Origin of the sequence: Paenibacillus sp. FSL H8-0332 (assembly GCF_037963835.1) — a bacterium.
GTDB classification, from domain to species: domain Bacteria; phylum Bacillota; class Bacilli; order Paenibacillales; family Paenibacillaceae; genus Paenibacillus_AQ; species Paenibacillus_AQ rhizoplanae.
Genome location: NZ_CP150145.1, coordinates 2,037,848 through 2,064,690 on the forward strand (window position 1 = coordinate 2,037,848; position 26,843 = coordinate 2,064,690).

At 53.3% G+C, this 26,843-nt stretch carries 23 protein-coding genes; 15 read left to right on the plus strand and 8 right to left on the minus strand.

Translation table 11 applies throughout. From position 1 onward, the window contains the following. Nucleotides 1–190: 190 nt before the first annotated feature. The 7 genes from NST43_RS08810 to NST43_RS08840 all read left to right on the plus strand — a co-directional run bounded on the left by NST43_RS08810 (nt 191) and on the right by NST43_RS08840 (nt 8,986). Nucleotides 191–1,126, plus strand: coding sequence for a sugar ABC transporter permease (locus NST43_RS08810; RefSeq protein ID WP_339223823.1), 936 nt, complete (start codon nt 191–193; stop codon nt 1,124–1,126). A gap of 67 nt (nt 1,127–1,193) precedes the next feature. Next, nucleotides 1,194–1,982 (plus strand): carbohydrate ABC transporter permease, encoded by a 789-nt coding sequence (locus tag NST43_RS08815; protein ID WP_173139144.1) that lies wholly within the window; start codon nt 1,194–1,196, stop codon nt 1,980–1,982. A 115-nt stretch (nt 1,983–2,097) separates the two neighbouring features. After that, complete coding sequence (locus tag NST43_RS08820) at nt 2,098–3,459, plus strand: extracellular solute-binding protein (protein ID WP_339223825.1); 1,362 nt, start codon at nt 2,098–2,100, stop codon at nt 3,457–3,459. A 125-nt stretch (nt 3,460–3,584) separates the two neighbouring features. Continuing rightward, nucleotides 3,585–5,411, plus strand: a complete 1,827-nt coding sequence (locus NST43_RS08825; protein WP_339223827.1) for a histidine kinase — start codon at nt 3,585–3,587, stop codon at nt 5,409–5,411. Further along, complete coding sequence (locus NST43_RS08830) at nt 5,404–7,047, plus strand: helix-turn-helix domain-containing protein (RefSeq protein ID WP_339223829.1); 1,644 nt, start codon at nt 5,404–5,406, stop codon at nt 7,045–7,047. Before NST43_RS08825 ends, NST43_RS08830 begins: the two co-directional genes overlap by 8 nt. After that, complete coding sequence (locus NST43_RS08835; protein WP_339223831.1) at nt 7,041–7,820, plus strand: glucosamine-6-phosphate deaminase; 780 nt, start codon at nt 7,041–7,043, stop codon at nt 7,818–7,820. Before NST43_RS08830 ends, NST43_RS08835 begins: the two co-directional genes overlap by 7 nt. Continuing rightward, a complete protein-coding gene (locus NST43_RS08840; RefSeq protein WP_339223832.1) occupies nt 7,817–8,986 on the plus strand; it encodes an amidohydrolase family protein in 1,170 nt (389 codons plus the stop codon). The genes NST43_RS08835 and NST43_RS08840 overlap by 4 nt, the downstream gene beginning before the upstream one ends. A 685-nt stretch (nt 8,987–9,671) precedes the next feature. Here the strand turns inward: NST43_RS08840 and NST43_RS08845 are convergent. After that, nucleotides 9,672–10,241 (minus strand): YdeI/OmpD-associated family protein, encoded by a 570-nt coding sequence (locus tag NST43_RS08845; RefSeq protein WP_339223834.1) that lies wholly within the window; start codon nt 10,239–10,241, stop codon nt 9,672–9,674. A 519-nt stretch (nt 10,242–10,760) separates the two neighbouring features. On the opposite strand from NST43_RS08845, the gene NST43_RS08850 reads away from it, so the two are divergent. Then, the gene (locus NST43_RS08850; RefSeq protein ID WP_339223836.1) at nt 10,761–12,812 is read left to right on the plus strand and encodes a methyl-accepting chemotaxis protein; all 2,052 of its coding nucleotides are present in this window, start codon (nt 10,761–10,763) and stop codon (nt 12,810–12,812) included. Here the strand turns inward: NST43_RS08850 and NST43_RS08855 are convergent. Both NST43_RS08855 and NST43_RS08860 read right to left on the minus strand, forming a co-directional pair. Continuing rightward, nucleotides 12,792–13,691, minus strand: coding sequence for an NAD-dependent epimerase/dehydratase family protein (locus NST43_RS08855; protein WP_339223838.1), 900 nt, complete (start codon nt 13,689–13,691; stop codon nt 12,792–12,794). The two genes, NST43_RS08850 and NST43_RS08855, sit on opposite strands and share 21 nt — an antisense overlap. A 70-nt stretch (nt 13,692–13,761) precedes the next feature. Then, entirely contained in the window at nt 13,762–14,523 is a 762-nt protein-coding gene (locus NST43_RS08860) for an RNA polymerase sigma factor (protein ID WP_339223839.1), read from the minus strand. 174 nt (nt 14,524–14,697) lie between these two features. On the opposite strand from NST43_RS08860, the gene NST43_RS08865 reads away from it, so the two are divergent. Next, complete coding sequence (locus NST43_RS08865; RefSeq protein WP_339223841.1) at nt 14,698–15,279, plus strand: ATP-dependent Clp protease proteolytic subunit; 582 nt, start codon at nt 14,698–14,700, stop codon at nt 15,277–15,279. Between the two features lie 19 nt (nt 15,280–15,298). Further along, nucleotides 15,299–15,505, plus strand: a complete 207-nt coding sequence (locus NST43_RS08870) for a hypothetical protein (protein WP_339223843.1) — start codon at nt 15,299–15,301, stop codon at nt 15,503–15,505. 150 nt (nt 15,506–15,655) lie between these two features. Here the strand turns inward: NST43_RS08870 and NST43_RS08875 are convergent, their stop codons facing one another. Then, a complete protein-coding gene (locus tag NST43_RS08875; RefSeq protein ID WP_339223845.1) occupies nt 15,656–17,446 on the minus strand; it encodes an acyltransferase in 1,791 nt (596 codons plus the stop codon). Between the two features lie 156 nt (nt 17,447–17,602). On the opposite strand from NST43_RS08875, the gene NST43_RS08880 reads away from it, so the two are divergent. The 3 genes from NST43_RS08880 to nspC all read left to right on the plus strand — a co-directional run bounded on the left by NST43_RS08880 (nt 17,603) and on the right by nspC (nt 21,308). Next, nucleotides 17,603–18,424, plus strand: coding sequence for an AraC family transcriptional regulator (locus NST43_RS08880; RefSeq protein ID WP_339223846.1), 822 nt, complete (start codon nt 17,603–17,605; stop codon nt 18,422–18,424). Nucleotides 18,425–18,945: 521 nt separating this feature from the next. Further along, nucleotides 18,946–20,145 carry a saccharopine dehydrogenase family protein gene (locus NST43_RS08885; RefSeq protein ID WP_036702452.1) on the plus strand — a complete coding sequence of 400 codons (1,200 nt, stop codon included), beginning with the start codon at nt 18,946–18,948 and terminating at the stop codon, nt 20,143–20,145. A gap of 26 nt (nt 20,146–20,171) precedes the next feature. Continuing rightward, the gene (gene nspC, locus NST43_RS08890) at nt 20,172–21,308 is read left to right on the plus strand and encodes a carboxynorspermidine decarboxylase (RefSeq protein WP_339225377.1); all 1,137 of its coding nucleotides are present in this window, start codon (nt 20,172–20,174) and stop codon (nt 21,306–21,308) included. Between the two features lie 82 nt (nt 21,309–21,390). On the opposite strand, the gene NST43_RS08895 is transcribed toward nspC, so the two are convergent. From NST43_RS08895 to NST43_RS08905, 3 genes are all read right to left on the minus strand, one after another. After that, the gene (locus tag NST43_RS08895) at nt 21,391–22,428 is read right to left on the minus strand and encodes a hypothetical protein (protein ID WP_339223850.1); all 1,038 of its coding nucleotides are present in this window, start codon (nt 22,426–22,428) and stop codon (nt 21,391–21,393) included. Beyond that, nucleotides 22,418–22,924, minus strand: a complete 507-nt coding sequence (locus NST43_RS08900; RefSeq protein ID WP_339223852.1) for an RNA polymerase sigma factor — start codon at nt 22,922–22,924, stop codon at nt 22,418–22,420. The genes NST43_RS08895 and NST43_RS08900 overlap by 11 nt, the downstream gene beginning before the upstream one ends. Before the next feature lie 131 nt (nt 22,925–23,055). After that, complete coding sequence (locus NST43_RS08905) at nt 23,056–24,588, minus strand: stalk domain-containing protein (RefSeq protein WP_339223854.1); 1,533 nt, start codon at nt 24,586–24,588, stop codon at nt 23,056–23,058. Nucleotides 24,589–24,780: 192 nt separating this feature from the next. Here NST43_RS08905 and NST43_RS08910 point away from each other — a divergent pair, with 192 nt between their 5' ends. Then, nucleotides 24,781–25,404, plus strand: a complete 624-nt coding sequence (locus tag NST43_RS08910; protein ID WP_339223855.1) for a deoxynucleoside kinase — start codon at nt 24,781–24,783, stop codon at nt 25,402–25,404. After that, nucleotides 25,401–26,054, plus strand: coding sequence for a deoxynucleoside kinase (locus NST43_RS08915; protein ID WP_339223857.1), 654 nt, complete (start codon nt 25,401–25,403; stop codon nt 26,052–26,054). The genes NST43_RS08910 and NST43_RS08915 overlap by 4 nt, the downstream gene beginning before the upstream one ends. A gap of 69 nt (nt 26,055–26,123) precedes the next feature. Here the strand turns inward: NST43_RS08915 and NST43_RS08920 are convergent, their stop codons facing one another. Beyond that, a complete protein-coding gene (locus tag NST43_RS08920) occupies nt 26,124–26,813 on the minus strand; it encodes an SDR family NAD(P)-dependent oxidoreductase (protein ID WP_339223859.1) in 690 nt (229 codons plus the stop codon). Nucleotides 26,814–26,843: the final 30 nt, after the last annotated feature.

The following is a 26,843-nucleotide window of genomic DNA, read 5'->3' on the forward strand; positions in this document are numbered from 1 at the left end:
CAACTATTTTGCGCAAATCCGCACCGTTTTTGACTGATTTGGCAAGCAGGATGTCATAGAGCCTACAGATCGTAAATTGGAGCAGCGGCAGGTAAAAATTTTTCTGAACGGGTCAGGATCGTAGCTTATGTAAAATTCTTTGCTTTTCTATAATGAGAGATAAGATCACGCAAGAGGGGGGACAGAGCCTTTGAAGACGTCAGTTACCTTACCGCAGTCCCATAATAAACCAACCGCCGGCAGCAGAAAAAGAAAACGGATCGAAGCGGGGATGGGCTACTTTTTCACAGGTCCCATGCTGCTTGGGGTACTGGTATTCACACTGATTCCGATGATATTCTCCTTCATGCTCAGCTTCACCAAATGGTCGTTTGTCACCGGCTTCGATAAGATCCGCTGGAGCGGCCTGGATAACTTCCGTCAGCTGTTTCAGGATGAGGTGTTCCTGAAGTCACTGGGCAATAACTTCATTATGCTGCTGGCCGTACCCGTCGGGATGGCGATCGCGCTGATCCTTGGGGTAATTATCACGAGTCATGTATATGCGCCGGGTGCCTTCAAGGTCATCTACTTCATGCCCCAGATATCCAGTGTAGTGGCTGTGGCGGTAGTGTGGCAGGTACTCTTCCATCCTTCGTACGGTCCGGTCAACGGATTCCTGTCGGCGCTCGGGGTGGATAATCCGCCCAAATGGCTGGCCGATCCGACGTATGCGCTTCCATCGGTCATGCTGCTGATGATCTGGATTGACCTCGGGGTCTCGCTGATTATCTACATTGCCGGGATCAAGAATATTCCAGCCGATCTGTATGAAGCGGCGACGATAGACGGCGCGTCGAAGTTCGCCCAGTTCCGCTCCATTACCTTTCCGCTGCTGACGCCGACGACCTTTTTCCTGCTCGTGACCGGCATTATCGGCAATTTCAAATCCTTCGCCCTGGTCAAGGTGCTGACGGACGGCGGACCGGCTAACTCTACTTCTGTCGTTGTGTACGACATGTACCAGACCGCATTCGTCGATCTTCAGACCGGTTATGCTTCATCCATGGTCATGATTCTGTTCGTCATCGTGCTTGCCATTACCGGCCTGCAGTGGCTGGGACAGCGTTATTGGGTCAATTACTAGATAAGGGAGGCACATACCTGTGAGAATAGGCAATCTGGACTGGGGAAAAGCCATCATCACCCTGATCATGGCACTGCTGGGCATTGTGTTTCTGCTCCCTTTTATATGGATGCTGTCCGCTTCGCTCAAGCCTGAGGCCGATGTATTTAAGTATCCGATTGAATGGATTCCGCAGACATGGAGGGCGGCGTTCAACTATCATTCCGTCTGGTTCGGCAAAGCCAACTTCACCCTGTATTACTGGAACTCGATTAAAGTCACGGCGCTCACGACACTTCTCTCCGTAGCGGTGTCCAGTATGGCGGCCTACGGCTTCACCAAAATCCGCTTTCCCGGCAGAAATGCACTGTTCGTAGTGGTGCTGGCGACTTATATGATTCCTGCGGAAGCTACGCTGGTGCCGCTGTTCATTATCTTCCGCTCCACCGGCCTGTACGATACGCATCTGGGGCTGATTCTGCTGGGCGGGTTCAGCGTGCTGGGTACCTTTCTGCTCCGCCAGTTTTTCGCCTCACTCTCGAATGAGTACATCGAATCGGCGCAGATCGACGGCGCGGGACATATCCGTATCTTCCTCTCGATTCTGTTCCCGCTGGTCCGGCCCGCGATTGCCACTTATGCGATTCTGCGGTTCATCTGGACCTGGAATGACTTCCAGACGCCGCTGGTCTTCCTGAACAGCAAGACCCTCTATACACTTCAGCTGGGCATGAATGCCTTCGCTGACCGTAACGGGGCCTTCTATTCGCTCATCATGGCGGCTTCGGTCTCGGCGATTGTCCCGCTGCTGGTCGTGTTCATCCTCGGGCAGAAACAGGTGATCGAAGGTATTTCCTTGGGGGGGGTGAAGGGGTGAGGGCTGGCAAGTTCCCGGAAGCTGCATAACCGGAAGGCAGGCGGGCGGATAGGACGGTCAGGATGTGCATGAGAACTGCATGGAACTGTAGACCACATTAGAAGGGGTGTTAGTTATGAAAAAGAATGTGTTCGCTCTGGTATGGATCATCGTGCTTCTGGTAGCTCTGGCGGGCTGCGGCAATTCAAACAACACGAATGGCGCAACTCCGACTTCTGGCAGTACGGCTGCGCCGGAGGCGGGGGAGAGTGCCGCACCTTCCGCAGAAGCGGTAACGATCAAGGTCGCCAACTGGTCGCCTGCGGCCGATATGGAACCGATTCTGCAGGCGTACGAGGATTCCCATCCGGGAGTTACCCTGGAATACGTGGAGCTGGCTGACAACGGTGATTCGGTGGCCGGGATGAAGAAGCTGGATCTGCTCGTCGCATCCGGCGAGAACCTGGATGTGGTCTTCATGCCGGGGGCCACCGACTATTCACAGCGTGCCGGACTCGGACTGCTGGCTCCGCTGAATGACCTGATCAGCAAGGAAGGCATCACGCTGACAGACGAGTATACGGTTGATCCGTCCGTTGACGGTAAAGTGTATGCCCTGCCGGATACGCTGGAGAATTATTTCGTCCTGCTGAACAAGGACAAGCTGGATGCGGCAGGCTTAGCCGTTCCCACCGAATGGAGCTGGGACGATTATCTTGATTACGCAGCCAAGCTGACCAGCGGCACCGGGCCGTCCAAGACCTTCGGTACGTATTTCCATACCTGGGCCATGTACTGGGAGCTGGGAATCATTAACCAGGAGAAGGACAATAATCTGGTCAACAATGGTGTCGTGAATATCGACAGTGCGGGTATCCGTCAATCGCTGGAGCTGCGTAACAAGGCAGAGGCATCGGGAGTAGCGGTGCCGTATGCCGACACCATCTCCCAGAAGCTCGCTTACCGCTCGGAATTCTTCACCGGACATGCCGCGATGATCGTAACGGGCAACTGGATGATCGGCGAAGCAGGCGGCTCGGAAGAATTCCCGGCGACCTTCACCACCGCGTTCGCTCCGATGCCGTCTAACACTGCCGGACAACCTGCGGGAGTCAGCATTGCCAACGGCAACTATGTAGGCATTCTGGAGAAGTCGGGCCATCAGCAGGAAGCCTATGATTTCATCCGCTGGTACTCCACGGAGGGCGAGCAGATGCAGAATGTATATTCCGCATGGAAGAAGCAGGATGTGGACAAGTTCATTGCAGGTGTCAAATCAGGTGCGATCAGCCCCGACAATATTGACGAGACCTCACTGGCCTATGTAATCAAGAATGCCAAGCCCGCACCGCTCAGCGTGCCGCCGACCTATCAGGGCGAGCTGGAGACAGCCTTTACCAAAGAAACCGAGCTGTACATCCTGAAACAGCAGGATCTGGAGACTACGATCAGCAAAGCACAGGCTGAGCTGCAGAAGATTGTAGATGCCAACAAGTAAAAATTGGAAGCTCGGAATAGCCCTTTTTTACCCGAAATAATAGATTGAAATGAGCTGCTGGAGGCGGAAAGCTGATATGATAGAGGCATAGAAAACGATAGTCTGATTGTGAAGGGGGATTGCCATTGCTGCCTAGAGGATGGAGACTCGGTTTTCGCAATAAGCTGCTCGTCGCTTCTCTGCTCTGTCTGCTGCTTCCCGCCTCTATTACTTTGTATATCTCCAATTCCTACACCGAGCATATCCTCCGCTCCCAGGTGATTCAGAATGAACGCCGTTCGCTGGAGCAGGAGAGCCTATATATCTCTAACCTTCTCAGCAATATGGTGCTGGTGGCGAATTATATCCAGTTCGACCCCGGAATCACCCTTATTCTCAAAGAAAACTGGCAGCGCAATAAGCTGCACGAGCCTGATACCGCCAAGCACATTCTCGATTTCAAAGAGGTTACGGACAAGCTGATCAGCGTCACCTCCATGATGGAAAAAACGTTCGTCACCGTCCTCACCTCTGATGGACAATATTATTCAAACTATGCTTACGCCAAGCTGGATGTCGGCGCACTGCTGAAGCAGCCCTGGATGGAACAAGCCCGCCAGCAGCCTGCCTTCGAGCTGTATTGGGCGGGTGTGCTTGCCAACTATATCCCGACCGCTGCCCCAAGCAGCCCGCAGGTGCTGACTATTGCCAGGAATCTCAAGCTGTCCTCCGATTCAACCTATGCAACATTGATCATCAGTATTGCCGAGAGCCGGATCAGCCAGATTTTTAATGACAGCCGGCAGGGGCAGGAGACACTGCTGATTGCGCCTGACGGAACCGTCCTTGCCTCCAGGGACAAGACCCGGCTGGGCCAGCCGTTCGCGCTTATGGATGCTGTGAAGCATTCGGCGGATTCCGGGTTCATGGATTACCGGGGCGAGCAATATCTGCTGAGCAGCCTGGAGATTCCTTACGGGAATTACCGGATTGTCAGCCTGGCGCCATACCGCGAGGCCGTGAGCCAGATCAGTGCGACCCACCGCTGGAGCAGTGCCGTGCAGATCGTATCGGGCGCCTTCTTCCTGCTGATCCTGGTTCTGCTGGTCCGGCAGTTCACGAAGCCGGTGATCCGGCTGGATCAGGTGGCGGCACGGGTGGACCGGGGAGAGCTGGGCATCCGCTCAGGCGTTCGCGGCTATGATGAGATCGGACGGCTGGGCAAGTCCTTCGACCATATGCTGGACCGGGTGGAGCGGATGATTATCCAGATCAAGGTGGAGCAGGCACAGAAGCGCAAGGCCGAGCTGGCGATGCTGCAATCGCAGATCAATCCCCATTTCCTGTTCAATATTCTGAATTCGATCCGCCTGCGCATCATAATGCGCGGTGATGAGGAGAATGCGGAGCTGCTGTTCTCACTCTCCCGGCTGCTGCGGATGACTATTCAACAGCGGGACGAGTACACGACTCTGCATGATGAGCTGCATATTGTCAGGAGTTATGTGGAGCTGCTGAATTTCCGCCAGTCCGAGGAGGTTACGCTGGATACAGACTGCACCTCGGAGAGTCTTGGCGTGAAGATCCCCCGGTTCCTGCTGCAGCCGGTCATCGAGAATGCCTACATTCATGGGCTGCATCAGGAGAGCGGACGTATTCTGATCCGGACCCGGACGCAGGATCACCGGCTGCTGATCGAGATCGAAGACAACGGGCAGGGAATGGATGAGGCGACCCTAGGCCGCCTGCGTGCCGAGTTAAGCTCTGAATGGCAAGAGAAGGAAGCGATGCCGTCCAGCAGACTGGCCCATATCGGAATGTCCAATGTCTATGAGCGGCTGTATCTGACTTACGGTGCTGCCTTCCAGATCACGATTGACAGCCTGCCCGGACAAGGGACAACCTTCCGGTTCGGGCTGCCTGAAGAGATTCCGGATCAAGGCTATGAAAGGGAGCGTGGAAGCGATGTATAGCGTAATGCTGGTGGATGATGATCAGCCGGTACTGGACTTTCTCTCGGCGGTGATCCCTTGGGACGAGCTTGGATTAACGCTGCATTCTGCCTGCAAGAATGGTCTGATTGCCCTGGAGAAAGCGCAGGCCGGTATGCCCGATATTGTCATTACGGATATTGGTATGCCCTATATGGATGGTCTGGAGCTGATCCGTGAGCTGAAGCAGCGCAGCGAAGAGCTGCGTGTGGTGGTACTGTCCTGCATGGATGACTTCACGTACGCCCAGCAGGCGGTGAAGCTGATGGTGAGCGACTATATCCTGAAGGAGATGATCAGCCGCGAGCTGATTACCGGGCTGCTGCGGGAGCTGGGAGATGATCTGCGCCGCCGGGATGCCGACAAAGCCCAGACGCTGAAGTGGAAAAGCATGGCCGAGAACCAGAAGGTGCTGCTGAAGCAAAGTGTGCTGCGGCGCATGGCTGCCCGGGAGCTGCCGGACAGCGAATGGCGGGCGGATGCCGCCGAGCTGGGGATTATGCCGGATCTCACGGCCCATGTAGCCGTGCTCTGCCGGATCAGCGGCAACGCCGGGGAGAACGAAGCGGAGGAGCTCGCGCTAATGTCATGGGTGGAATCCGCCGCCGAAGCTGTGCGGCAAGAGGACACCGCTGCCGTATGCCTGCCCTACAGCGGGCGCGATTGTGTGCTCGTCTTCAGCGGCGGGATGGGCAATGGCGCGGACTCAGGTCATATCTCTATGCTCGGCAGGCTGCGTTCCGCCATTCAAGCGCTGCCGGGGGTTACGGCTTCCTTTCAATATTTGTGTATACCGGCGGGCGGCGGGCATTTCCGGGAAGGGATCATTGAGCTGCTTAGTCAAGGCCGTGAATATGCCTTCTATCTAGAGCCGGGCGAGCTGAGCAGTCTGAAGACGCTCCCGCCGTTCACGGAGGAGGATCTGTTCCTCCATTATGCCGAAGCCTCGCAGGAGATCCGTGAGGCCTTCCTGGAGGAAGCGGCCGACAGGCTTGCGGCCTTGCTGTCGAAATGGATGGATACCATCCGTGCCAGACGGTATGCGCCGCGCCAGGTGAAGGAGTGGATGCTCAAGCTGCTCTACGATAACCAGATGCGGCTGATGGCCCGCCAGCAATTCCAGTCCACCTTTTCCCTGGAGCTGCTGCATGATACCCTGACGGCGATTGATCATATGGATCATCTGGAGGAATGGTCCCTACAATTCTTCAACGAACGCCTGCCGGTGATCCGCGAGATGTATCAGGAGACCCGCCGGGATGAGATCAAGAAGGTGAAGCAGTATGTTGACCGCCATCTGAACCGTAAAATCACCCTGGAGGAGGTGGCGGAATACACGCATTTGAATTCGAGCTATTTCAGCCGGCTGTTCAAAAAAGAAACCGGAATGAGCTTCATCCACTATGTTACCCATACCAAAATGGAGCAGGCCAAGGAATGGCTGGACCAGTCTTCACAGAGTGTGGAGCAGGTTGCCGAGCAGCTTGGATATGAGAATAAAAGCTATTTCACGAAGCTCTTCAAGCTGCATACAGGAACTACACCCGGAGAGTTCCGGGGGGAGGAAGGCAACCGGTCCGCACAGACATCAGGCACAAGGAGGCACTACCCATGCTGAAGATCAAACCGATTCATACAGAACTGTCAGGTGCCATGCTTGTCCGCGTATACGAGAACCGCTCACAGCTCGGAGCTGCTGCCGGGCGTGAGGCGGCGGCGGCCATCCGGGCGCTGCTGGCCTCCAAGGCACAGGTGCGGATCGTGTTCGCCGCTGCACCCTCCCAGAATGAATTCCTTGCGGAGCTTGCTGCTGCGCCGGAGCTGGACTGGAGCCGGATTACCGCATTTCATATGGATGAATATGTCGGCCTGCCGGAAGGCTCGCCGCAGAGCTTCGGCACCTTCCTCCGGGAGGCGCTGTTCGGCAAGGTCTCGCCGGGAACGGTCCATTATCTGAATCCAGCAGCCGGTGCGGAAGCCGAAGCTAAGCGTTACGGACGGCTGCTGGCGGAAGCGCCAATAGATATAGTCTGCCTCGGCATTGGGGAGAATGGCCACCTGGCGTTCAATGATCCGCCCGTGGCCGACTTCAATGACCCGCTTCCTGTGAAGCTGGTGGTGCTGGATGAGGTCTGCCGGAACCAGCAGGTCAATGACGGATGCTTCCCCAGCCTGGCAGAAGTGCCGCGGCAGGCCTTGACGCTGACGATTCCGGTCCTGCTGTCCGCGCAATGGCTGTTCTGCATGGTGCCGGGCGCTTCCAAGCGCGGTGCGGTTACCCGCACACTGCATGAATCTATCTCTACAGCATGTCCGTCCACCATCTTGCGGGAGCATGGGGATTGCCGGATGTTTGTGGACACCGACTCCTTCGGGGCGGTCTTCTCATGAACATTGACGCACTGCATTACCGGACAGGCGAACCGGTCCGGGTTCACGTGGAGGATGGGGCGATCGCTGCCATTGAAGCCTTGGGCATACGGGAGCTGCCGCTGGAGGAACGAGAGGGGCTACCAATTGTTGCACCGGGTCTAGTCGATCTGCAGATCAACGGCTACGGCGGATATGACTTCAACCATCCGGCGCTGAGCGCAGCGGTCGTTAAGGAGGCTGTCCGCGCTGTATGGAAGGAGGGGGTAACCGGCTTCTACCCGACTGTAATTACCGGCGCTCCGTATACCATTCTCGGAGCGATGCGGGCGATTGCCCGGGCCTGTGAGGAGGATGATGCCAGCGCTGCGACGATCAAGGGCATCCATCTGGAAGGCCCGTTTCTCTCGCCGGAAGACGGGCCGCGCGGGGCACATGCGCTGGAGCATATCCGTCCGCCGGACACGGCCTTGTTCGATCAGTGGCAGGCGGCGGCGGGCGGACGCATCTCCATTGTGACGCTGTCCCCCGAATGGGAGGGGAGCGCGGAATTCATCCGCCACTGCGTACGGCAGGGAGTGATGGTCTCCATCGGGCATACGTCAGCGGATGCCGCGCAGATTGCCGGAGCGGTTGCCGCCGGAGCGCGGCTGTCCACGCATCTGGGCAATGGCGCCCATGCCATGCTGCCGCGCCATCCGAACTATCTGTGGACCCAGCTCGCCGAAGAGGCGCTGTGGTGCACGTTGATCGCCGACGGCTTCCACCTCCCGGATGAGGTGCTGAAGGTGGCGATGAAGGTCAAGGGCCAGCGGGCACTGCTGGTCAGCGATGCCGTTGCCCTGGCCGGGCTTGCGCCCGGCAGCTATGACACGCCGGTCGGCGGCCGTGTCGTGCTGACCCCGGCGGGCCGGCTGCATCTCGCCGGCGAGCCCGGGCTGCTGGCGGGTTCGGCGCAGATGCTGCTGCGCCACATCGCGCGCCTTAGCGCCGCGGGCCTGGCCAGCCTGCCGGACGCCTGGGACATGGCGTCCGTGCATCCGGCAGGCTTCATGGCCCTGCCTGCGGCCGCGGGCCTGGCCGCAGGAGCGCCGGCGGATCTGGCGCTGATCCGCCGCACCGGCGCCGCCGGGCTTGCGCTGACGGCGCTGTGCCAGGCCGGCGGCTGGGTGTACCGCCGGGAGTGAGTGAAGCGGCGGCAGAATGAAGACAGGCCCCGGTTACGGGGGCCTGTTATGATATGGAAGTGAATCGCTCAAATTGAGCGATTACAGAGGGCGGGAGCGGCATGGGCTGGGCATGGGTATGGCTGTTGCGCCAGCGTCTGCACCACGCCAGTAACATTAACAGTAAATGTATTCGGTTTTCCGCATACATTTGCCCCGATTACCTTCGCGTAGCATAATGTATTCGGTTTTCCGCATACACCCGCACTAGCATCCACACTATGTCCGCACAAGCGTCAACGTCTGCGCCTAGACCAGTAGCTGCATCAGTATCAACTAACATTTGCAATTAGTCTCAGCGTCAGTGCGAGTATCAGCACCAGCCTCATCTTCAACCTCAGCCCCTTCCTCAGGAAACAGTTGGATTTCAGGCACTTGTTCAGGGGCGGAAGGGGCCACATCCTGTCATAGTTGGAAAAAAGGCACTTAATATGCTGGCATCAGAGCCATAGAGGGAGTTTTCACGAAAATAAATGTCATAAATCCAATTAATTTCCGCAGATGCTCCAAATGACCTTGGAATAAGATACGTTTTTCCAACTAATATCCATTATGTAATCTCCGTCATGTATTATCCATCATGCAGAGCAACCCCCAGTTACTTTCAATGCACCCATCACATATCCCCACACTTATTCCAACCGAACTAATCCTCCAGCAGACGCCCGTTGTCATGCCATTGGCCGTACATTTTGTTAACTCTAGTATTCTCTATGAATTTGTCCAATCTGCGTTCGAACAGCTCAGGCTCATGGATATAGCTCTGAATGGTGTCGATCCGCACCCGCTGATACAGCGCCGGGAAGGCCAGGAAATGGCGATACACCTGCTCGTCCGCCTTCAATCTCTGTTCAATCACGGGATCGATTCGAAAAGCTTCGACATCCATATCAGGCAGGCATCGCCGTCCCTCGTCGCGCATCAGCCCCAGCTTCTCAAGGCGGCGGACACGCTCCTTATTAAGCTCCGTCCATGAACTCCGCTTGCTGCGTGGAGACAGCCGTTGCATCAGCTTGCCTTCAGCGTTCACCTTCTTCACCCCGTCAATCCAGCCGAAGCACAGCGCTTCTTCTACGGCGTCCAGGTACAGCAGTGTATCCGGGAGCGGCTTCATACTTACCTCTACCCAGCAACAACCTTCCGCCGTGCTGTTCACCAGCAGCCAATTTCTCAAATCTTCTCTAGTTGCAGCTGCAAGCCTGTTTTCGTTACTCATAGATACGGTTCATTCCCCTCTGTCTTCTGCTTCCGGTTCTCTGTCAGCTCTCTGCCGATCGAAATCCTGCACATTAAGCAACTTCTCCTTCAATAAAATAACGCCAATCCGGAATTGTTGCACAAATGACAGCATTCCCTCTACTCGAAGTGGCTAGGCGGCGAGAATTCCTGCATTTTATACAACAATCCTGCCATTCCACCAGTATCCATGAATCAAAGTTGCAATTTGTGCAACACTTAAGCTTTGAACTTGAAGCTTCCTCGTCACTGCGGTGAACATTTGGACTTCCGGCCGCTGCCCATCCCCACATTTCTTCATCCAATCCTACGATTTACTTAAATTTTGGCGCTTTGTTAACACTTTCGCAACATATTCTTTACGCTCCGCATACACAACTTGAGAGAGTAATTAATATCCGGCTTTTACAATGAAGTTATTAGCATAATATACCTATTGCATAATCAGGCTTGATATGAAGGGATGATACTTTTGAAGGGGAACCCGCTGCACTTTTCGATGAAATGGAAGCTGATTTTAAGTTTCTCGGCCATTACACTCATTTTTCTGGGGGTGGCTGTGTACCAGGGACATAAGATTAATCAGGTGGAGCGATCCATGGAACGGCAGAAGAGCGAAATGGAGAATAGAATCACCGTCTCAACCATCACCCAGCAGCTCCAGGAGCTGAACCGGGCAGAGACTTCATTCGCTGAGTCCAGCGATCTGGAGCAGGCAGAACCTTTACAGGAGAAGCAGCGGCAGTTGTCTGCCGAGCTCGCCAAGGTGAATTTTGAGCAGGGCACGCCTGCCTTCAAGTTGCTCGGACTTCTGGCTGACCAGACAGAAGCATATGGGGAACTAACGCAGGAACTGGTAACCGTGTTGTCGGACGAGACCCTGGACCCGCTAAGTGTGTTGGAGAGAAGCGATGTTATACATACGAAGGCGCTCGCATTGAATCAGGACATGCTGAAGACGAACGGGGAGCTGTACACCGCTGCTGCCAAAAATGCCGGACAGGCGCAGAATATCTCCTTCGCGCTGCTGGATGATACCGTTTCGGTCGTAACCTATGCCGCTGCCGGGGTGTTCCTGTTCATGCTGGTGCTCGCCTGGCTGCTGATCCGCTCGTTCCTGTCACCAGTGCGCAGGCTCCAGGCGGCGCTCAGACAGATCGCGGAGGGCGATCTCCGGCAGCAGATTAACTCCCCGTATAATGACGAGCTTGGACAGCTGAGCCATCATTTCGACCATATGGTCGGCAGGGTACAGGGGATGCTGCGGCAGACCTTGTCAGCGGCAGGCTCGCTTGCCGATTATGCGCAATCTTTTCAAGAGTCTTCGGCAGTAACAGCGCATACGAACCAGAATATTGTCAGAACCATCCAGGAGATTTCGCTTGGAGCAGACCAGCAGGCTGTCCAGTCGGAGCAGAGCTCACAGCTGCTGGAGGAGCTGGCCTGCGGGGTTCAGGAGATTACCGATTATACGGATGTCATGCTGACTACGAGTGAAGCCGCTAACCGGAACAGGCAGCAGGGCTCGGAGACCGTTACGGCGCTGCGCCAGAGCTCCCAGGATTCTCGGGTGTCCATCAGCAAGGTCTACGGGGCGCTGGACAAGCTGGTGAGCCAGTCCAAGGATATCTCGCGTATTACCCATTCGATCACCGAAATCTCGAAGCAGACGAATATTCTCTCACTGAACGCAGCGATTGAAGCTGCCAGGGCGGGGGCAGCAGGCAAAGGCTTCGCCGTGATTGCCGATGAAGTGCGGCAGTTGTCCATACAGACGAATGATTCCTCGGTGCATATCAGCAGGATTATTCAGGAGCTTGGGGCCGGTATGGCGGATTTCCAGGGACATATGATGGAGACCCGGGACCGTCTGGAGCAGCAGGACCATCAGGTGGAACAGACCCTGGCTTCCTTCGCCGCTATCGACGAATCGATTACAGGCATCAGTACACAGATCGGGCAAATTCACAATAAGGTGGAACAGACCCGGACCCTCAATTCGCAGCTGGCCGAATCTGTACATTCTGTTGCGGCTGTAGCTGAGCAGACGGCGGCCGGGGTTCAGGAGGTTAACGCTTCCAGCACCCAGCAGGATCAGGCCATCGGGGACATCGCAAGACAGGCCGGGGAGATTAATGAAATCTCGCAGCGGCTGTTCCGGGAGATCAATGTGTTCAAAATATCGGAGACTGCTGAGGCCGAATTTGAGCTGGAAGCAGCGTCTGAGCTAGAACCAGACCCAGTTTCAGCTTCAGATTCAAATGCAAGTTTAGCACATGCAGGTACAACGGTTCGCGGGGTGGTGCAGGAATCCGAAAAGAAGCTGTACGCAGAGCCAGAAGGGGAAGTCCAGGTCGAGCTACAGCGGAAGATCCATACCGAGCTGACGGCACAGACAGAAAAAAAGGCAGAAGCCGGAATTCACCGGCCCCTGCCTGTGGGAATACCGGTGCAGGATAAGCCTGCGCCCGGCCTGAGTATACTTGTTAACGAACCGCAGCAAGAAATCTCCAAAGAGCTGGCGGAGGACTTACTGGTCCTGGCGAAGTGAATGGGTCAGCGACGAGACCAGCTCCGGGAACCACTCTGATAAGGATAGGAAGCTGAAGCCCGCGCTGCGGGCTTTTGCCGTATCCATGAACCAGGATGCTCCGATGCCAAAAGGCGATTGGTCTGCTTCCGCCGCCTCACTCTGGACGGTAGCCGTCCTTTCGGTGATCTGCTCGATGATGGAGATAACGGCGCTAATGGTGAGGGTGCCATCAGAGCAGGCGTTCACCGGCCCGGTGACGGCTGAGCCCTCCCGGCCCAGCCAATGCAGGAAATCAGCCGCTTCGTCCGAACGGATGAACGAGATCTCCGCTTGCGGATTAGGGATGCCAATCGGTTGACCCGCCAGAACATGCTTAATGTGAAAATGCAACCGGCGCGTATAATCATCCGGGCCCAGCACAATCGGAAAACGTACCGCAGCCACCGGGAAATCGGCTGTCTGAAGCAGAATCGCTTCGGCTTGCCTTTTGCCTTCCTGGTAACTGATCTCTGCCTTCCCGCCGGACTTCAGCGGATAATGCCAAGGATCGAAGTCCGTTTCAGCCAGCGCCTCCGGCTGTGGATCGTACACCGATAAGCTGGAAGTCAGGATATACCGCTTGGCCCGCCCCGCCCAGATCCGCACAGCCGCCGCAGCCTCATCCGGCGTGTAGCAAATGTTATCGTAGACGATATCCCACACGGTATCCAAGGCAGCCCGCTCAAGCGCCGCTTCATCCGTCCGGTCCACAGCCAGCCGGGTGACACGCTCACCGAAGGTATCCTCGGTTAGGCCCCGGGTGAGAATGGTGACCTCGCTGCCCTGGTCCTGGAGCAGCAGCTCCACCAGTCTTTTGCCGAAAAATCTCGTTCCTCCAAGCACAAGCACCTTCTTCATGGGATCACTCTCCTGTCCTATTGTAAGCCGCCGCTCCAAAAGTAGTCATTAAATCCTTATTAAATCAGCATTAGGCAGCCATCCGCAGCTCATAGGTTGCAGGGCTTCCATAGCTGTTGGAATATCTTACATTGTCTGAATATACGGCCTGTACGGTAAGGGTGCTTACAGCAGCGGTTACCTCCCCTGCATTCTCCTGGCGTAGCAGCTCCAGCAATACTGGAATCTGCCCTTGCTCATAGGCCTCAGCCAGCGCCTGCAGATAACCCTGGTAATCAGCATCCTGCGGAAGAGCCGGACCCTCATGCTCCGCCAGTTCTTCCCTGACCTTCGCTAAGGCCTGGCGTGCACGGTGCAGCGCCGCTTTGACCGCTCCTTCCGTGGTTGCCAGGAGTCCGGCGGACTCAGCGGCTGAATACCCCAGCACATCGCGTAGGACCCAGGCGGTCCGTTGCGGCGGCGAAAGATGGGCAAGCAGCGCCTGAAAGGTCAGCTCCAGCCCGGAAAGCTCCTCTAAAGCTGCCGCGGCAGAAGCTGGATCTGATGCCGCTCCAGACCGTTCCATGGCGCGAATGAACGACCCCTTGCGGCGGGACTCGTCAATCCAGGTATTCTTGGCAATCCGCAGCAGCAGGGCTTCGGGATTGGGACTGATGGTGAATTTGCGGTAGCCCAGCGCTTTGGCCCAGGTCTCCTGCGCCAGATCGTCGGCGTCGAAGCGGGAGCGGGTGAGCGACAGGCAGTAGCGCTGCAGTGTTTTTCCCAGCTCTTGCAGATGTCTTGTATCCATAACTATCGTATCCGGTGTCCGGTGATGTTCAAGAATCGTCATAGCGGCCCTCTCCTTCGATGGGTTGTGTTGCTTCTATTATATAAACGAACGGCACAATGTAAAAGATACGCTCTCCCGCTATTTCCGCACCGCTTCCGCCTTCCGTATCTTTTCGCGCGGGCTGACCGTTTACAGGGTATCCACACTAAACCAGATCCGAGGAGGCATATCAGAATGAGTGTAATTCCATACGTAATTGAACAGACGGCCGGAGGGGAGAGGTCCTATGATATCTATTCACGGCTGCTGAAGGACCGGATTGTATTCGTGGGTGCGGCGATAGATGATGGGCTGGCCAACAGCATTATCGCCCAATTGTTGTTCCTCGCGGCCGATGATCCGCAGAAGGATATCCAGATGTTCATTAACAGCCCTGGAGGTTCGACTACCGCAGGCTTTGGCATTTATGATACGATGCAGGTAATTAAACCTCAAGTCAGCACAATTTGCACCGGTTTTGCCGCCTCGTTCGCTTCTCTGCTGCTGCTGGCGGGAGCTACCGGCAAAAGATCCGCCCTGCCGAACAGCGAAATTATGATCCATCAGCCGCATGGCGGGGTGCAGGGGCAGGCAAGCGACATTGCCATCAGCGCCAGACGTATTCTTCAGATCCGCGAGAAGATTGTCGGGATTACCGCGCTGCGGACCGGACAGCCGCCGGAGAAGGTGAAGAAGGATATGGACCGGGATTACTTCATGTCGGCTGAGGAGGCACTGGAATACGGAATTATTGACACAATCATCACCCATTTGTGAGACGAAGGAGAGGAAGAACATGCTGGAAGCGCTGAAGGGACAGGAAGTTCATATTCATTTTTTGGATGGTACGAGTGTTAAGGGAGGCGTACTGGAGGAACTGGATGAACGGTTCGTGAAATACAGCACGGAATATCAGACCCTCTACATTCCCATCACCTCGATCCGGGCGGTAGAAGTGCAGACCAAGGAACGCGAGCGTCCGCGTGTCGGCTTCGGGCAATAGTAAAAAGCGCGAATGAGGAGCAAAAGTGCCCCTGAAATCGCCGAAAGTGATTGGGGAGCGTGAATGATGCGCTTATAGATCTAAAAAACGGTACTGTCCTTTAAAGCGACGGTACCGTTTCTGTTTGTAAAATAGGTTTATTTAGCAGCATTACTCCACGGATAATGCGTAAGCAGGCTCCAGGCGGTGCACTCCCTTAGGGGAGTAGCTCAGGGCTGAGCTTAACCCGCATAGGTCCGCCAGCAGACAGATAATGCTCAGCCACATCTCGGTTCCTTGCAGGCCGGTCTCCTGCTGCCGCGACAGCTGGAAGGCGAAACCGCGTCCGGGAACCCAGAAGGGCAGAACTTCGCCGAGCAGCTTCTCCGCCCAGGTGCGGATCTCTGCCTGCCGATAATCACTCTGCTTCTGGACGAGCCAGAGCGGGTGGACGACATCCAGCACGTTGCAGGCATTCAGCGCATCCAGGCGGAAGAAGCGGCGGTCCCGGCTGTGAGCCAGCACGGTATCGATGCTGCGCTCCGGGTACGGCAGGGGCATGCCGAATTGGGCATAGGTAGCGCGTGTAAGCCGGTAAAAGCCGTTCACCGGCTGCAGCCAGCCTTCCTTCGCAGTAGGCAGACCCCACAGCCCGGAGTCCCGGCGGCAATGCGTCGCCAGCCAGCCAAATAGATCATCCGGGCGCTTGCCGGAGCCGAAGGACTTCAGGTTGTGATACAGGCCGGTAGCGTAGCAGTCAATCCAGTCGCCAGCGCCCCAGGCATTGTCCGCCCAGGGCAGACTATTAAGCTGCTGATACAGTGTAGCAGTATCCATTTTCTCGGCAACGGCAACGGGATAGGGCAGAGTAGAACCTAACACCTCAAGCGCGTAGCCTACAGCGAGAAGATGATAGCGCGAGAGATGGTCGGTTAACAGCTCCGGCCGGTCTTCCGGTCCGGGCAGCGACCATGGATCGGGCAATAATCCGGTCCGGCTATCCTGGAACGACTTTAGTGTGGCGAGCAACTCCTCCTTCGTCCAGCCGGGCGGCAGACTGCCGAACATCGCAGCAATCTCCACGGCATCGCAGTACGCCCGTACGGTCCGCCCCGCTCCCGGCCGGTCCCGGAACAGCTTCTCTCCCTCTATCGTTGCGGAGTAGAACTCCAGCAGGGGGGTTAGCTGCACCTGCACCTGCTTGCTGAAGTCCGCCAACTGCTCATACATTGTCCTGAAAACGGGGGCATCTCCAGCACGCGGCCCTGCGCCTTGCTTCGAATACTCTGTATCTTCTCCCAAACTTCTCGCCTCACTTTCCATGCTATCCTTAATGCTCACTACTGAATCCTCCTTGGCTGTCATTGGCTCAGCCGTTGCAGCTGCCTCCCCAGCCAGCCGGCTGCGGATCAGCTTGGCCGGATTGCCGCCGACAATGCTGTACGCCGGTACATCGCGGGTTACTATCGCCCCCGCCGCAACAATGCTGTGCGAGCCGATCCGCACTCCGTCAAGAATCACGGCATTAGCCCCGATCCACACATCATCTCCTATGACAATGCCCTTGACTGTCAAAGGCTGGCGGAAGACCGGAACATCCGTCACGGCATAACCGTGATTGAAGCCGTATAGACTTGCATGGGAAGCAATCCGCACGCCATTTCCCATGGTAATATCGCCTGACAATATACTGTAGCTGTTAATAGAGCAGTCGCTGCCTGTGACCAGCCTTGTACTGCGGACAATTGCACCTCCGGCAATGTAGCTCCGGTCGCCGAGGGTCAGCTGATCCGGCAGCACAATGGCTTGCGGCGAGACGAAGCAGGCTTCCCCGAAGGTGCAGGGATAATCGGCAGCAAGCTGCTGCTGGTGCCGGTCCTGCTGAAGCTGTTCTTGTTCGGACAGGCCAATCCAAGGCATGTAATCCACGGCTTGTGCCTTAGTGGACAAGGTTTCAGTCATATGGTTTCTCTCCTTCATCATTCCAGCCGTTAATGTCCTAAGTGTAGCAATGAATGCAGGGGAGTGGCATGGTATAATGAACAGAATTGGCATGTCAAAAACGCTTCAATATCCCATCCCTGGTAAATGGCAGGCCGAGAAACGGAGGAGCTATTAATGGAGGGGATTCCGCAGAATATGGTGATGGATATCCACTGGATTCATGACAAGACCACCTTCCCGCACTGGAGGGATATCCGTCAGAATATACATGTACACAGCCTGTACTGGATTCAGGAGGGGGAGGGAGTGTTCCGGACAGACACAGAGGAGCATCCGGTGTCGCCGCACATGCTGTTCTATCTGCGGCCGGGACTGTCGATGGAGATGAGCAGCGGAGGCGGGGAGCCTTTGCGCATCACCATGATTCTGCTCTCGCTGTATACGCTATCGCCTTCTGCGGACAATCAGGGGAGGGTAGAGCCGCTTCATGAATTGCCCTTGCCGTTTCACCTGAAGCCGGGGAGGGAGCCGGGCAGAGCGCTGAGTCAGCTGTTCCGCCGGATTACTGGCGATTTTGTTCCCGGCAGTTCCGGGAGCCAGCTTAAGACTCAGGCGCTGCTATATGAGCTTTTGTACGAAATATTTCAGGCTAAGGATGGCGGCCATCCAGACCGTGGACAGGGCTATGAACTGTTCATGCGGGTGAAGGAGGAGCTGGAGCGGCGCTACAGTGAACCCTTGCAGATCCATGAGCTGGCGGTGCGCTACGGCATATCCTCCTCGTATGTCCGCAGTCTTTTTCAGCAATATCTGCATCAGAGTCCCAAAGGGTATTTAAGTGAAATCCGCTATGAGCATGCGAAGAAGCAGCTGCTGTACACCAGGCTAACCCTGAAGGAGATTGCGGCCGCCTGCGGATACAGCGATGAGTTTCATTTCAGCAAAGCCTTCAAGCAGCTCAGCGGACAGCCGCCGTCTGCGATGAGGTCGCATTAATCCCGCTACGCTCAAGTATGACCGAGGTATGGGAAAGACAGGGTTACGCATAATAAGCGGATAGAACGGACCGGATCAGTCAACCCTGGGCGAGCTTTACAGTTATCAGTTAACGGTAGCAGAAAACGGGTAAGTTATTATAATGTGCCTCATTTACACTTTTGTCCGGCTGACCTTGCTTAAATTTGAAATAAAAAAGTTGAACAACACCGCCGTTGTGATATAATTATCCGGTTGGCCTGATGGACTGGCATGTGGATGGGACCCTAAGCTGGGTTTCAATTTATTAAGGTTAAAAGCGAAGGAAAACGAAGGATTTCAGTGTAATGAAGTGAATTACAGAGTATTAATGGAGAAAACTGCAGATTTTACACGGAAGATCACAGTTTTTGTCGGATTTTATTGATTTATTGAGAAAGTTTCTGTATAATCAGCGTTGTTGATTTTTCATAGGATGTAGCCTGTTCCAGAGCAGCAAGGCTAATAACTAATAACTTAAGCATAATTAGGGGGTTATTAATTTGGGAAAAGCGTTAATTATTGGCGCTGGCGGTGTAGCGAGCGTTGTTGTTCATAAATGCTGCCAGAACCCGGATGTATTCGAAGAGATCTGCATTGCCAGCCGTACGGTGTCTAAGTGCGATGCGCTCAAAGAGAAGCTGGACGGGGGCCTGACTAAGATTTCTACGGCCAAGCTGGATGCTGACAACACGGAAGAAGTGATTGAGCTGATCAAGAGCTTCCAGCCGGATGTCGTGATTAATGTGGCTCTTCCTTACCAGGATCTGACGATCATGGATGCCTGCCTGGCTACCGGAGTGCACTATGTGGATACAGCGAACTACGAACCGCAGGATACGGCGAAGTTCGAATATTCCTGGCAATGGGCTTACAAGGAAAGATTCGAGAAGGCCGGAATTACAGCGCTGCTCGGCAGCGGCTTTGACCCTGGCGTAACCGGTGTGTTCACGGCTTATGCGCAGAAGCATTATTTTGACGAGATTCATACGATTGATATTGTGGATGCGAATGCGGGCGACCATGGTTATCCGTTCGCGACCAACTTCAATCCTGAGATTAATATCCGCGAGATCACAGCGAACGGACGTTACTTCGAGAATGGCGAGTGGATTGAGACAGCGCCGCTGTCCGAGAAGAAAGTATACGATCTCCCGGAGATCGGCCCGAAGGATATCTACCTTTTGTACCATGAAGAGTTAGAATCCTTGGCAGTTAACATTCCTGGCGTCAAAAAAATCCGCTTCTGGATGACCTTCTCGCAGAACTATCTGACTCACCTGAAGGTGCTTGAGAATGTCGGCATGACTTCTATTGAGCCCATTAATTACGAAGGTAAAGAGATTATTCCTTTGCAGTTCCTGAAGGCCATTCTGCCTGACCCGGCTTCATTGGGACCAAGAACCAAAGGTAAAACCAACATCGGCTGTATCATTCAAGGAACCAAAGACGGCCAGCCTAAAACCTATTATGTCTACAATGTCTGCGATCACGAAGAGTGCTACAGAGAGGTTGGCTCACAGGCCATTTCCTACACTACCGGCGTTCCTGCAATGATCGGGGCTATGATGATTATCAAAGGCATCTGGAACAAGCCGGGCGTACACAATATCGAAGAGTTCGATCCCGATCCATTCATGGATGCCCTTAACAAACACGGCCTGCCTTGGCAAGAAGATTTCTCGCCGACGCTGCTGGATTAAGGCGCATGACCATGAAGAACAAGGACATCGATATTGATATCAGCAATCTGCCGTCCCCTGCGTATCTGGTGGATGAACGGCTGCTGACGAAGAACCTGGAGACCCTGAATTATGTGCAGGAGAAGAGCGGAGCCAAGATTCTTCTTGCGCAAAAAGGCTTCTCCATGCACGCCATGTACCCTCTGGTCGGCAAATACCTGCATGGCGTAACCTCCAGCTCCCTGTTCGAAGCCCGGCTGGGCTTCGAGGAGATGGGCAAAGAGGTCCATGTCTATGCTCCGGCTTATGTGGACCGCGAATTCGATGAGCTGCTTCGATACAGCGACCACATGGTGTTCAACTCGTTCGACCAGTGGAGCCGGTTCAAGCAGCGCGTGCAGAACGCGCCGAAGCAGATTAGCTGCGGCATCCGCGTCAACCCGGAGTATTCCGAGATTGAAGTGCCGCTGTATGACCCTTGCTACAACTACTCCCGCATGGGTGTAACCCTGCCGAACTTCCGGCCGGACGAGCTGGACGGCATTGACGGACTGCATTTCCATACCATGTGCGAACAGAACTCGGATACGCTGGAGCGTACGCTTAAGGTCGTAGAGGAGAAGTTCGGCCAATATCTGCACGGTATGAAATGGCTGAATTTCGGCGGCGGGCATCATATTACCCGTCCTGACTATGATCTGGAGACACTGATCAAGTGCATTCTGCATATGAAAGAGACTTATAATGTAGAGATCTATCTGGAGCCGGGCGAAGCGATTGCCCTCAATACCGGTTACCTGGTGGCGACTGTACTCGACACGATGCATAACGGTATGGATATTGCGATTCTCGATACCTCCGCGGAATGCCATATGCCGGATGTGCTGGCGATGCCTTACCGCCCGGGCATCATCGGTGCCGGAGAACCGGGCGAATTCGCGCATACGTACAGACTTGGCGGCATGACCTGCCTGGCAGGGGATGTCATCGGCGATTATTCCTTCCCGGAGCCGCTGAAATACGGCGACAAGCTGATCTTCACCGACATGGCACATTATTCCATGGTGAAGAACCACATGTTCAACGGCGTCAACCTCCCGGCCATCGCTTCTTATAATGAAGCAGAAGGACTCAAGGTGATCCGCGAGTTCGAATACAGTGACTTCAGCGGCCGGTTGTCTTAATGAATAGCTATTATTAATAGAAGCGCCCCTTCAGCTTTGGCCGAGGGGGCGTTTTTGTGCACAATTTAAACCGGACTAACAATCAGTGCGGGACTGTGTTTAGCGGAAGCTTTTTGCCAAAAAATACGAAAGACTCGATTTCTTTATCATTTATAATATTATCAAACGTTTTTAGTGTAATCAGCTGGTTACTCTGATAATAACTTGCAGACATTCCGGTAAAAATGCGGGTTGTCTCTGAAGTCCCGTCCTTAAAGTTAATTGTGATAGGCAGTTTATCCAAAGATTGGTTTGGACCAATTTCTTCTGATTTGAAGGCGAATTTATTAATCTCTTGTAATGAATCACTCTCAATCTTCAAAGTGATTGAAATTGGCGAGACAGAGATCGTCTTTAAGGTTGCCTTATAACCATACAGTGAAATGCCCTGATTGATCTGATAAAGGGTAGAGTACTCTTTGAAATCTAGCTTAAGTGAGGTTTCCCAGGAACCAGAAACTACGGTTTCAAAAATACCGGGAAACGGAGCAGCAGCTTCTAAATCTCTAAAAATAATATCAACAGTTTGACCAGCTATGGAATTATCGGTCATTATATTCATAACCAAACTAATTTTGTTGTCATAAGGATTCCCGTCATCGAGTACCTCGTATCCTGTACTGTACGAGCTTTGATTAGAGTTGATATGGGCATGAAAACGATAGCGGGCTGCATTCAAAATAGTGCCTTTAGGAGCGGTAAAGTCCATTAAAATGTAAGTTAGATTGCTGTCACCGATCACCTGCTTAATGGCAACAGACCCCTGCTTATTTTTAATTATTTTATTTATTGTATAAGCGCCATTGGACATATGTACAACCTGATTCTTATTGGAGGGTTTAAGAAATTGAATCAGCGCTTCATCAAGTCCTGTATATACTGCTGCAAAAGCTGTAGTGGTTAAACCAACCATCAGTACAGCAGCAATTATAGTATATCTTCTAAGTTTTATGGGAGAAGTTCTTCTTTGACTTCTATGTTCGATCTGGCTACTTGTTAAAAGATTTTGAAAGATTTTTTCTTTTTGATCATTTGTTGGAGTCAAAGCTTCAAAAACCTTACGGATATTTTTAATCTTCAATATAATTCCCTCCCAAATCCATCTTAAGTCGTTTGCGGCCTCTAAATAATTGTGTTTGGACCGTGCTTTCTTTGCGACCTAACATTTCAGCGATTTCCTTTACTGTGTATTCCTCTAAATAATATAGATACAAAACGGTTTTGTATTTTTCGGGGAGTGAAAGAAGTTTTGAAACGACTTTACCCGAAGGCTCAATGCCATTCCAAATGACAATCTCCGGCAAAGGTTCCAATGCCACACGGCGGGTTCTCCACCAATGTTTAAGGATATCTTTGCAGTAATTCCTAGTGGTTACTGTCAACCACGCTTTTTCATGCTCGTGGTCGTTAAAGACCATTGGAGTGTAAATTAATTTGAGAAATACAGATTGAACAGCATCTTCAACATCAACAGGATTTTTTAAATATATATAGCAAAGCCGGTAGACCATATCTGCATGTCGTTGATAGAGTTCAGCGAATTCTTTATCTGTGTCTAACAAAGAGCTGGATTTCATTATTTCGCCTCCTATTAAACAACACGATTGAAGGTTTCAAAATATCTCAAAAGGCGAATTTTAGATTAAAAAAAGACCATTCTCCATTTGAGAATAGCCCGCTAATATTCTTGTGTCAGGAGAGAATTCCCTTACTTCATACTAATCGCAATTCTGCTCTCCTGCGGCAGCCAGTCAACCTTCGCCCCAAGCTGTTCGCTGATGAAGCGCAGCGGCAGGTAGACGGTGCCATTAACTACAAACGGCGGTGTTGCCAGAGTGACGCTTTTATTATTTACGGTGGTGGCTCCGTTCACGGTGTTAATGACGATGGCTAGCGGAGTTTTGTCGGCAGCGGTACCGGTGATCGTTACTACTTTGTCCATGGAATAACCGATAGTAGCTCCCATCTTGGTGAACAGCGAACGCAGCGGAATGAAATTCTGTCCGTTACGGGTGATGACACCGTTGGTGAAGGCAATGGATTCGCTATTCAGGCTAACGGAGATTGGTTTCTGCATCGGAACAGGCTCTTTGTAGCTGAATTCATAGGTGCCGTAACCGAGTTCAGCATTTTTGTTCACGCCCCAGCCCCAGAGGGTGCCGTCATTCTTCTGCATAATGACATGTCTTCCGCCGCCTTTTATCGACTGGATACCCGAAGCAAGCAAGGTGAACTTTGCATTCGGCGACATAAGCTCTGCGGCAATCGAAGCCGCATAGACCTTGCCGTCTGAGGTCAGGGCGACAATAGATTGTTCAACGATGTAGGCATCGGTCACCTTGCTGATTCCTGAGAAGACAACCGGAACGGGTTCATCCTGATACGTGGTTCCATCCGAATATCCGGTGACCGTGGAGCCCCAGAACCATAGACGGGATTGCTTGTCAATCGCGAGCCGGCTGCGCCCATTGTTGTACAGCGCCCGAATATCTTTTAAGCCGGAAAAAGGGGTTGCAGTTATCTGCGCCGGGTCACTATAGGTTTCCGGTAAATAACTATCCTGGTCCGGCCAGGTCCAGACGCTGCCATCCTTGCTGAGCGCATAATTCTGTTCGAGCTGCACAATATCTTTCAGATTGGCGACAGGTGTAAAAGTGGCAAGTTCGTCAATGCTGGTCCAGACCGTCCCGTCTGTCTTCAGGAACAGATAACGATCCCAGCTGCTAACCTTATTGTTAAGCTTGTTGCTCTCGGAATATTGGGAGATAGCTGCAACGTGATCCAGGCCCGGAACAGGCGCAAACGGAGGGGTCGTATTATCATCAGTTGATGTAACTGAAGTATATACCGTACCCTCTCCAGTGACTGCCAAATGACGGGGGTATACTCTTTGGAAACTGGTTATATTCTTCAATTCCGGCACTGGCGTAACTTCGATGGCCATAGTGCGGGCGTTGCTCTCCCACTTCCAGACCGAGCCATCCTTGGTGGCTACCATTGCACTGTAATATAGCGGGAAAGAAGCCTGTACATCACTTAGTCCGTGTACTTGCGTAGGTACGGATTTCGTCTCACCCCAGACCCACAGGGTCCCGTCATCCTTGATCAGATAATCGGGTCCGTAGGAAGCGATGCCGGAGCCACCGCCACTAGCTGCTGCTGTTGCAGCCTCGGGAGTCCCAACAGTCAGACACGCCGTCAAACCCATCACCATGCTCACAAGCAAATTTCTTTTTTTCATCAAGATATCCTCTACTCTCTATAGGAAATTACTGAATTAGGTAAATAAATGAATATATTACCTTGAATATAGACGCTGCACAGGTGCGAAAAGTTTCTTTGAAAATTAACCGTTGCTGGCGGTGCTCCTGTGGTACAATAATTTAGTCTGTTTTTTTGGAATTGTCCGTATTTGAGGAGGAAATCAGCGTTAATGAAACATGCACCTTTTATAGCCGTGGAAGGCCCGATTGGAGCCGGTAAAACCACCCTCGCCACGATGCTCGCCACCGAACTGCAGCTTCCGGTCATTAAAGAAATTGTCGACGAGAATCCGTTTCTGGACAAGTTCTATCAGAATATGGACGACTGGAGCTTCCAGCTGGAGATGTTCTTTCTCTGCAACCGGTTCAAGCAGCTTGAAGATACTACGACGCAGTACATAGATCAAGGGAAGCCAGTCATTTCGGATTATCATATCTATAAGAATCTGATCTTCGGGGAACGGACGCTGAAGGGATCGAAACGGGACAAATACCGGGAGATCTATCATATTTTGACCGACGATTTCCCCAAGCCGAACATCATTCTGTATATCCGGGCAGATCTGGATACGCTGCTGGCCCGGATTGCCAAGCGTGCGCGTACCTTCGAAGAGATCATTGCCCCTGCCTACCTCCAGCAGTTAATTGAGGATTATGACGATGCGATGGCCTCACTGGCCCTCCGCGAACCGTCCACCGTAATTATCACCATCGACGGCAAAGAGGTGGATTTCGTGGAGAAGCCCGAAGATTTCACCGCCATCGCCGAACAAGTAAAGGAGCTTATGAAATGAATAGTTACAACATCCCGGATAACGCAATTATCACTGTAGCGGGCACAGTAGGTGTCGGCAAGTCGACGCTAACCGCTGCACTGGCGCAGCGCCTGAATTTCCAGACTTCGCTGGAGCAGGTGGATCATAACCCGTACCTGGAGAAGTTCTATCACGATTTCGAGCGGTGGAGCTTCCACTTGCAGATCTATTTCCTGGCGGAACGCTTCAAGGAGCAGAAGAAGATGTTCGAGCTGGGCGGCGGTTTCGTGCAGGACCGTTCGATCTATGAGGATACCGGGATTTTTGCCAAAATGCACGCCGATCAAGGCACCATGTCCCCGACCGATTATGCCACATACACCAGCCTCTATGAGGCCATGGTGATGACGCCATACTTCCCGCATCCCGATGTGCTGATCTATATTGAAGGCAGTCTGCCTTCGATCCTGACCCGGATCAATGAGCGCGGACGCGAGATGGAGATCCAGACTGACGTCTCCTACTGGGAGCATATGCATGGCCGCTATTCCCAGTGGATCAACGAATTCAGCGCCTGCCCGGTGCTGCGGCTGAATATTGATGAGTATGATGTGAAGGACCCGGCTTCCATGTCGGAGATTTTGACCCGGGTCAGCGCGGTAATTCACCGGAGTGCGGCGGGGAAATAAAGAGATAGAGTGAAAAAGCAGCACCAGGGGTTAATCCTGGAGCTGCTTTTTTGCGTCCATCACAGAATGTTAAAATACAATGGTTTCGGGGGTTACACCCTTGGGATATTCTTCCTCCCATACAGTTTTGTCCATATAGGCTTGATACCACATGTCGCCAATCACATCCGGATCATTGATTGTACCAGTACCCGACTCCTTAATCAACAAGCCTAAAGAACGGTGACCAACAAAAATGCCTTGAGCAGCCAATGAAGTATGAAGATTAGCTGCATAATTGCGCAGCCCTGAAAGAGCAATACCGATATTCCCCATCATTGGGACGGGGTACATGGCAGATAATCCTGTGGTAAAGAGTATGGAACCTTCTTTCTTAGCGAGCATATCAGGGAGAACAGCATTGACAACTTGGATGGCACTGACCACATTGGCCTCAAATGCGTCCCGTACATTCTCTACGGTTAACTCCAATACAGAGGTGGGAGGATAGTTGCCTGCTGTAGGACTGAATTCCAGTACATCAATCTGGCCATACTGTGCTTTAATGTCACTGATCGCCTGTTCAATTTGTTCTTTACTGAAAATATCCGCTATGAAAGAAGAGGCCTCAATACCCTCCGCTTTCAATTCATCCACCATTTCTTGCAGCTTTGCGGCGTTTCTTGCGACTAATGCGACTTGGAAGCCATTTTTTCCAAAGCTCTTCGCAATAGACATTCCTAATCCCTTACCTGCACCAATGATCGCTAGTGTTTTCATATCTGATTCTCCTTTTATGCATACGTGAGT

Coding starts and splice junctions, on each gene's coding strand:
- NST43_RS08815 (WP_173139144.1), top strand. CDS start 1,194: ATGGCACTGCTGGGCATTGTGTTTCTGCTCCCTTTTATATGGATGCTG.
- NST43_RS08820 (WP_339223825.1), top strand. CDS start 2,098: ATGAAAAAGAATGTGTTCGCTCTGGTATGGATCATCGTGCTTCTGGTA.
- NST43_RS08830 (WP_339223829.1), top strand. CDS start 5,404: ATGTATAGCGTAATGCTGGTGGATGATGATCAGCCGGTACTGGACTTT.
- NST43_RS08835 (WP_339223831.1), top strand. CDS start 7,041: ATGCTGAAGATCAAACCGATTCATACAGAACTGTCAGGTGCCATGCTT.
- NST43_RS08840 (WP_339223832.1), top strand. CDS start 7,817: ATGAACATTGACGCACTGCATTACCGGACAGGCGAACCGGTCCGGGTT.
- NST43_RS08845 (WP_339223834.1), bottom strand. CDS start 10,241: ATGAGTAACGAAAACAGGCTTGCAGCTGCAACTAGAGAAGATTTGAGA.
- NST43_RS08850 (WP_339223836.1), top strand. CDS start 10,761: ATGAAATGGAAGCTGATTTTAAGTTTCTCGGCCATTACACTCATTTTT.
- NST43_RS08855 (WP_339223838.1), bottom strand. CDS start 13,691: ATGAAGAAGGTGCTTGTGCTTGGAGGAACGAGATTTTTCGGCAAAAGA.
- NST43_RS08860 (WP_339223839.1), bottom strand. CDS start 14,523: ATGACGATTCTTGAACATCACCGGACACCGGATACGATAGTTATGGAT.
- NST43_RS08865 (WP_339223841.1), top strand. CDS start 14,698: ATGAGTGTAATTCCATACGTAATTGAACAGACGGCCGGAGGGGAGAGG.
- NST43_RS08870 (WP_339223843.1), top strand. CDS start 15,299: ATGCTGGAAGCGCTGAAGGGACAGGAAGTTCATATTCATTTTTTGGAT.
- NST43_RS08875 (WP_339223845.1), bottom strand. CDS start 17,446: ATGACTGAAACCTTGTCCACTAAGGCACAAGCCGTGGATTACATGCCT.
- NST43_RS08880 (WP_339223846.1), top strand. CDS start 17,603: ATGGAGGGGATTCCGCAGAATATGGTGATGGATATCCACTGGATTCAT.
- NST43_RS08900 (WP_339223852.1), bottom strand. CDS start 22,924: ATGAAATCCAGCTCTTTGTTAGACACAGATAAAGAATTCGCTGAACTC.
- NST43_RS08905 (WP_339223854.1), bottom strand. CDS start 24,588: ATGAAAAAAAGAAATTTGCTTGTGAGCATGGTGATGGGTTTGACGGCG.
- NST43_RS08910 (WP_339223855.1), top strand. CDS start 24,781: ATGAAACATGCACCTTTTATAGCCGTGGAAGGCCCGATTGGAGCCGGT.
- NST43_RS08915 (WP_339223857.1), top strand. CDS start 25,401: ATGAATAGTTACAACATCCCGGATAACGCAATTATCACTGTAGCGGGC.
- NST43_RS08920 (WP_339223859.1), bottom strand. CDS start 26,813: ATGAAAACACTAGCGATCATTGGTGCAGGTAAGGGATTAGGAATGTCT.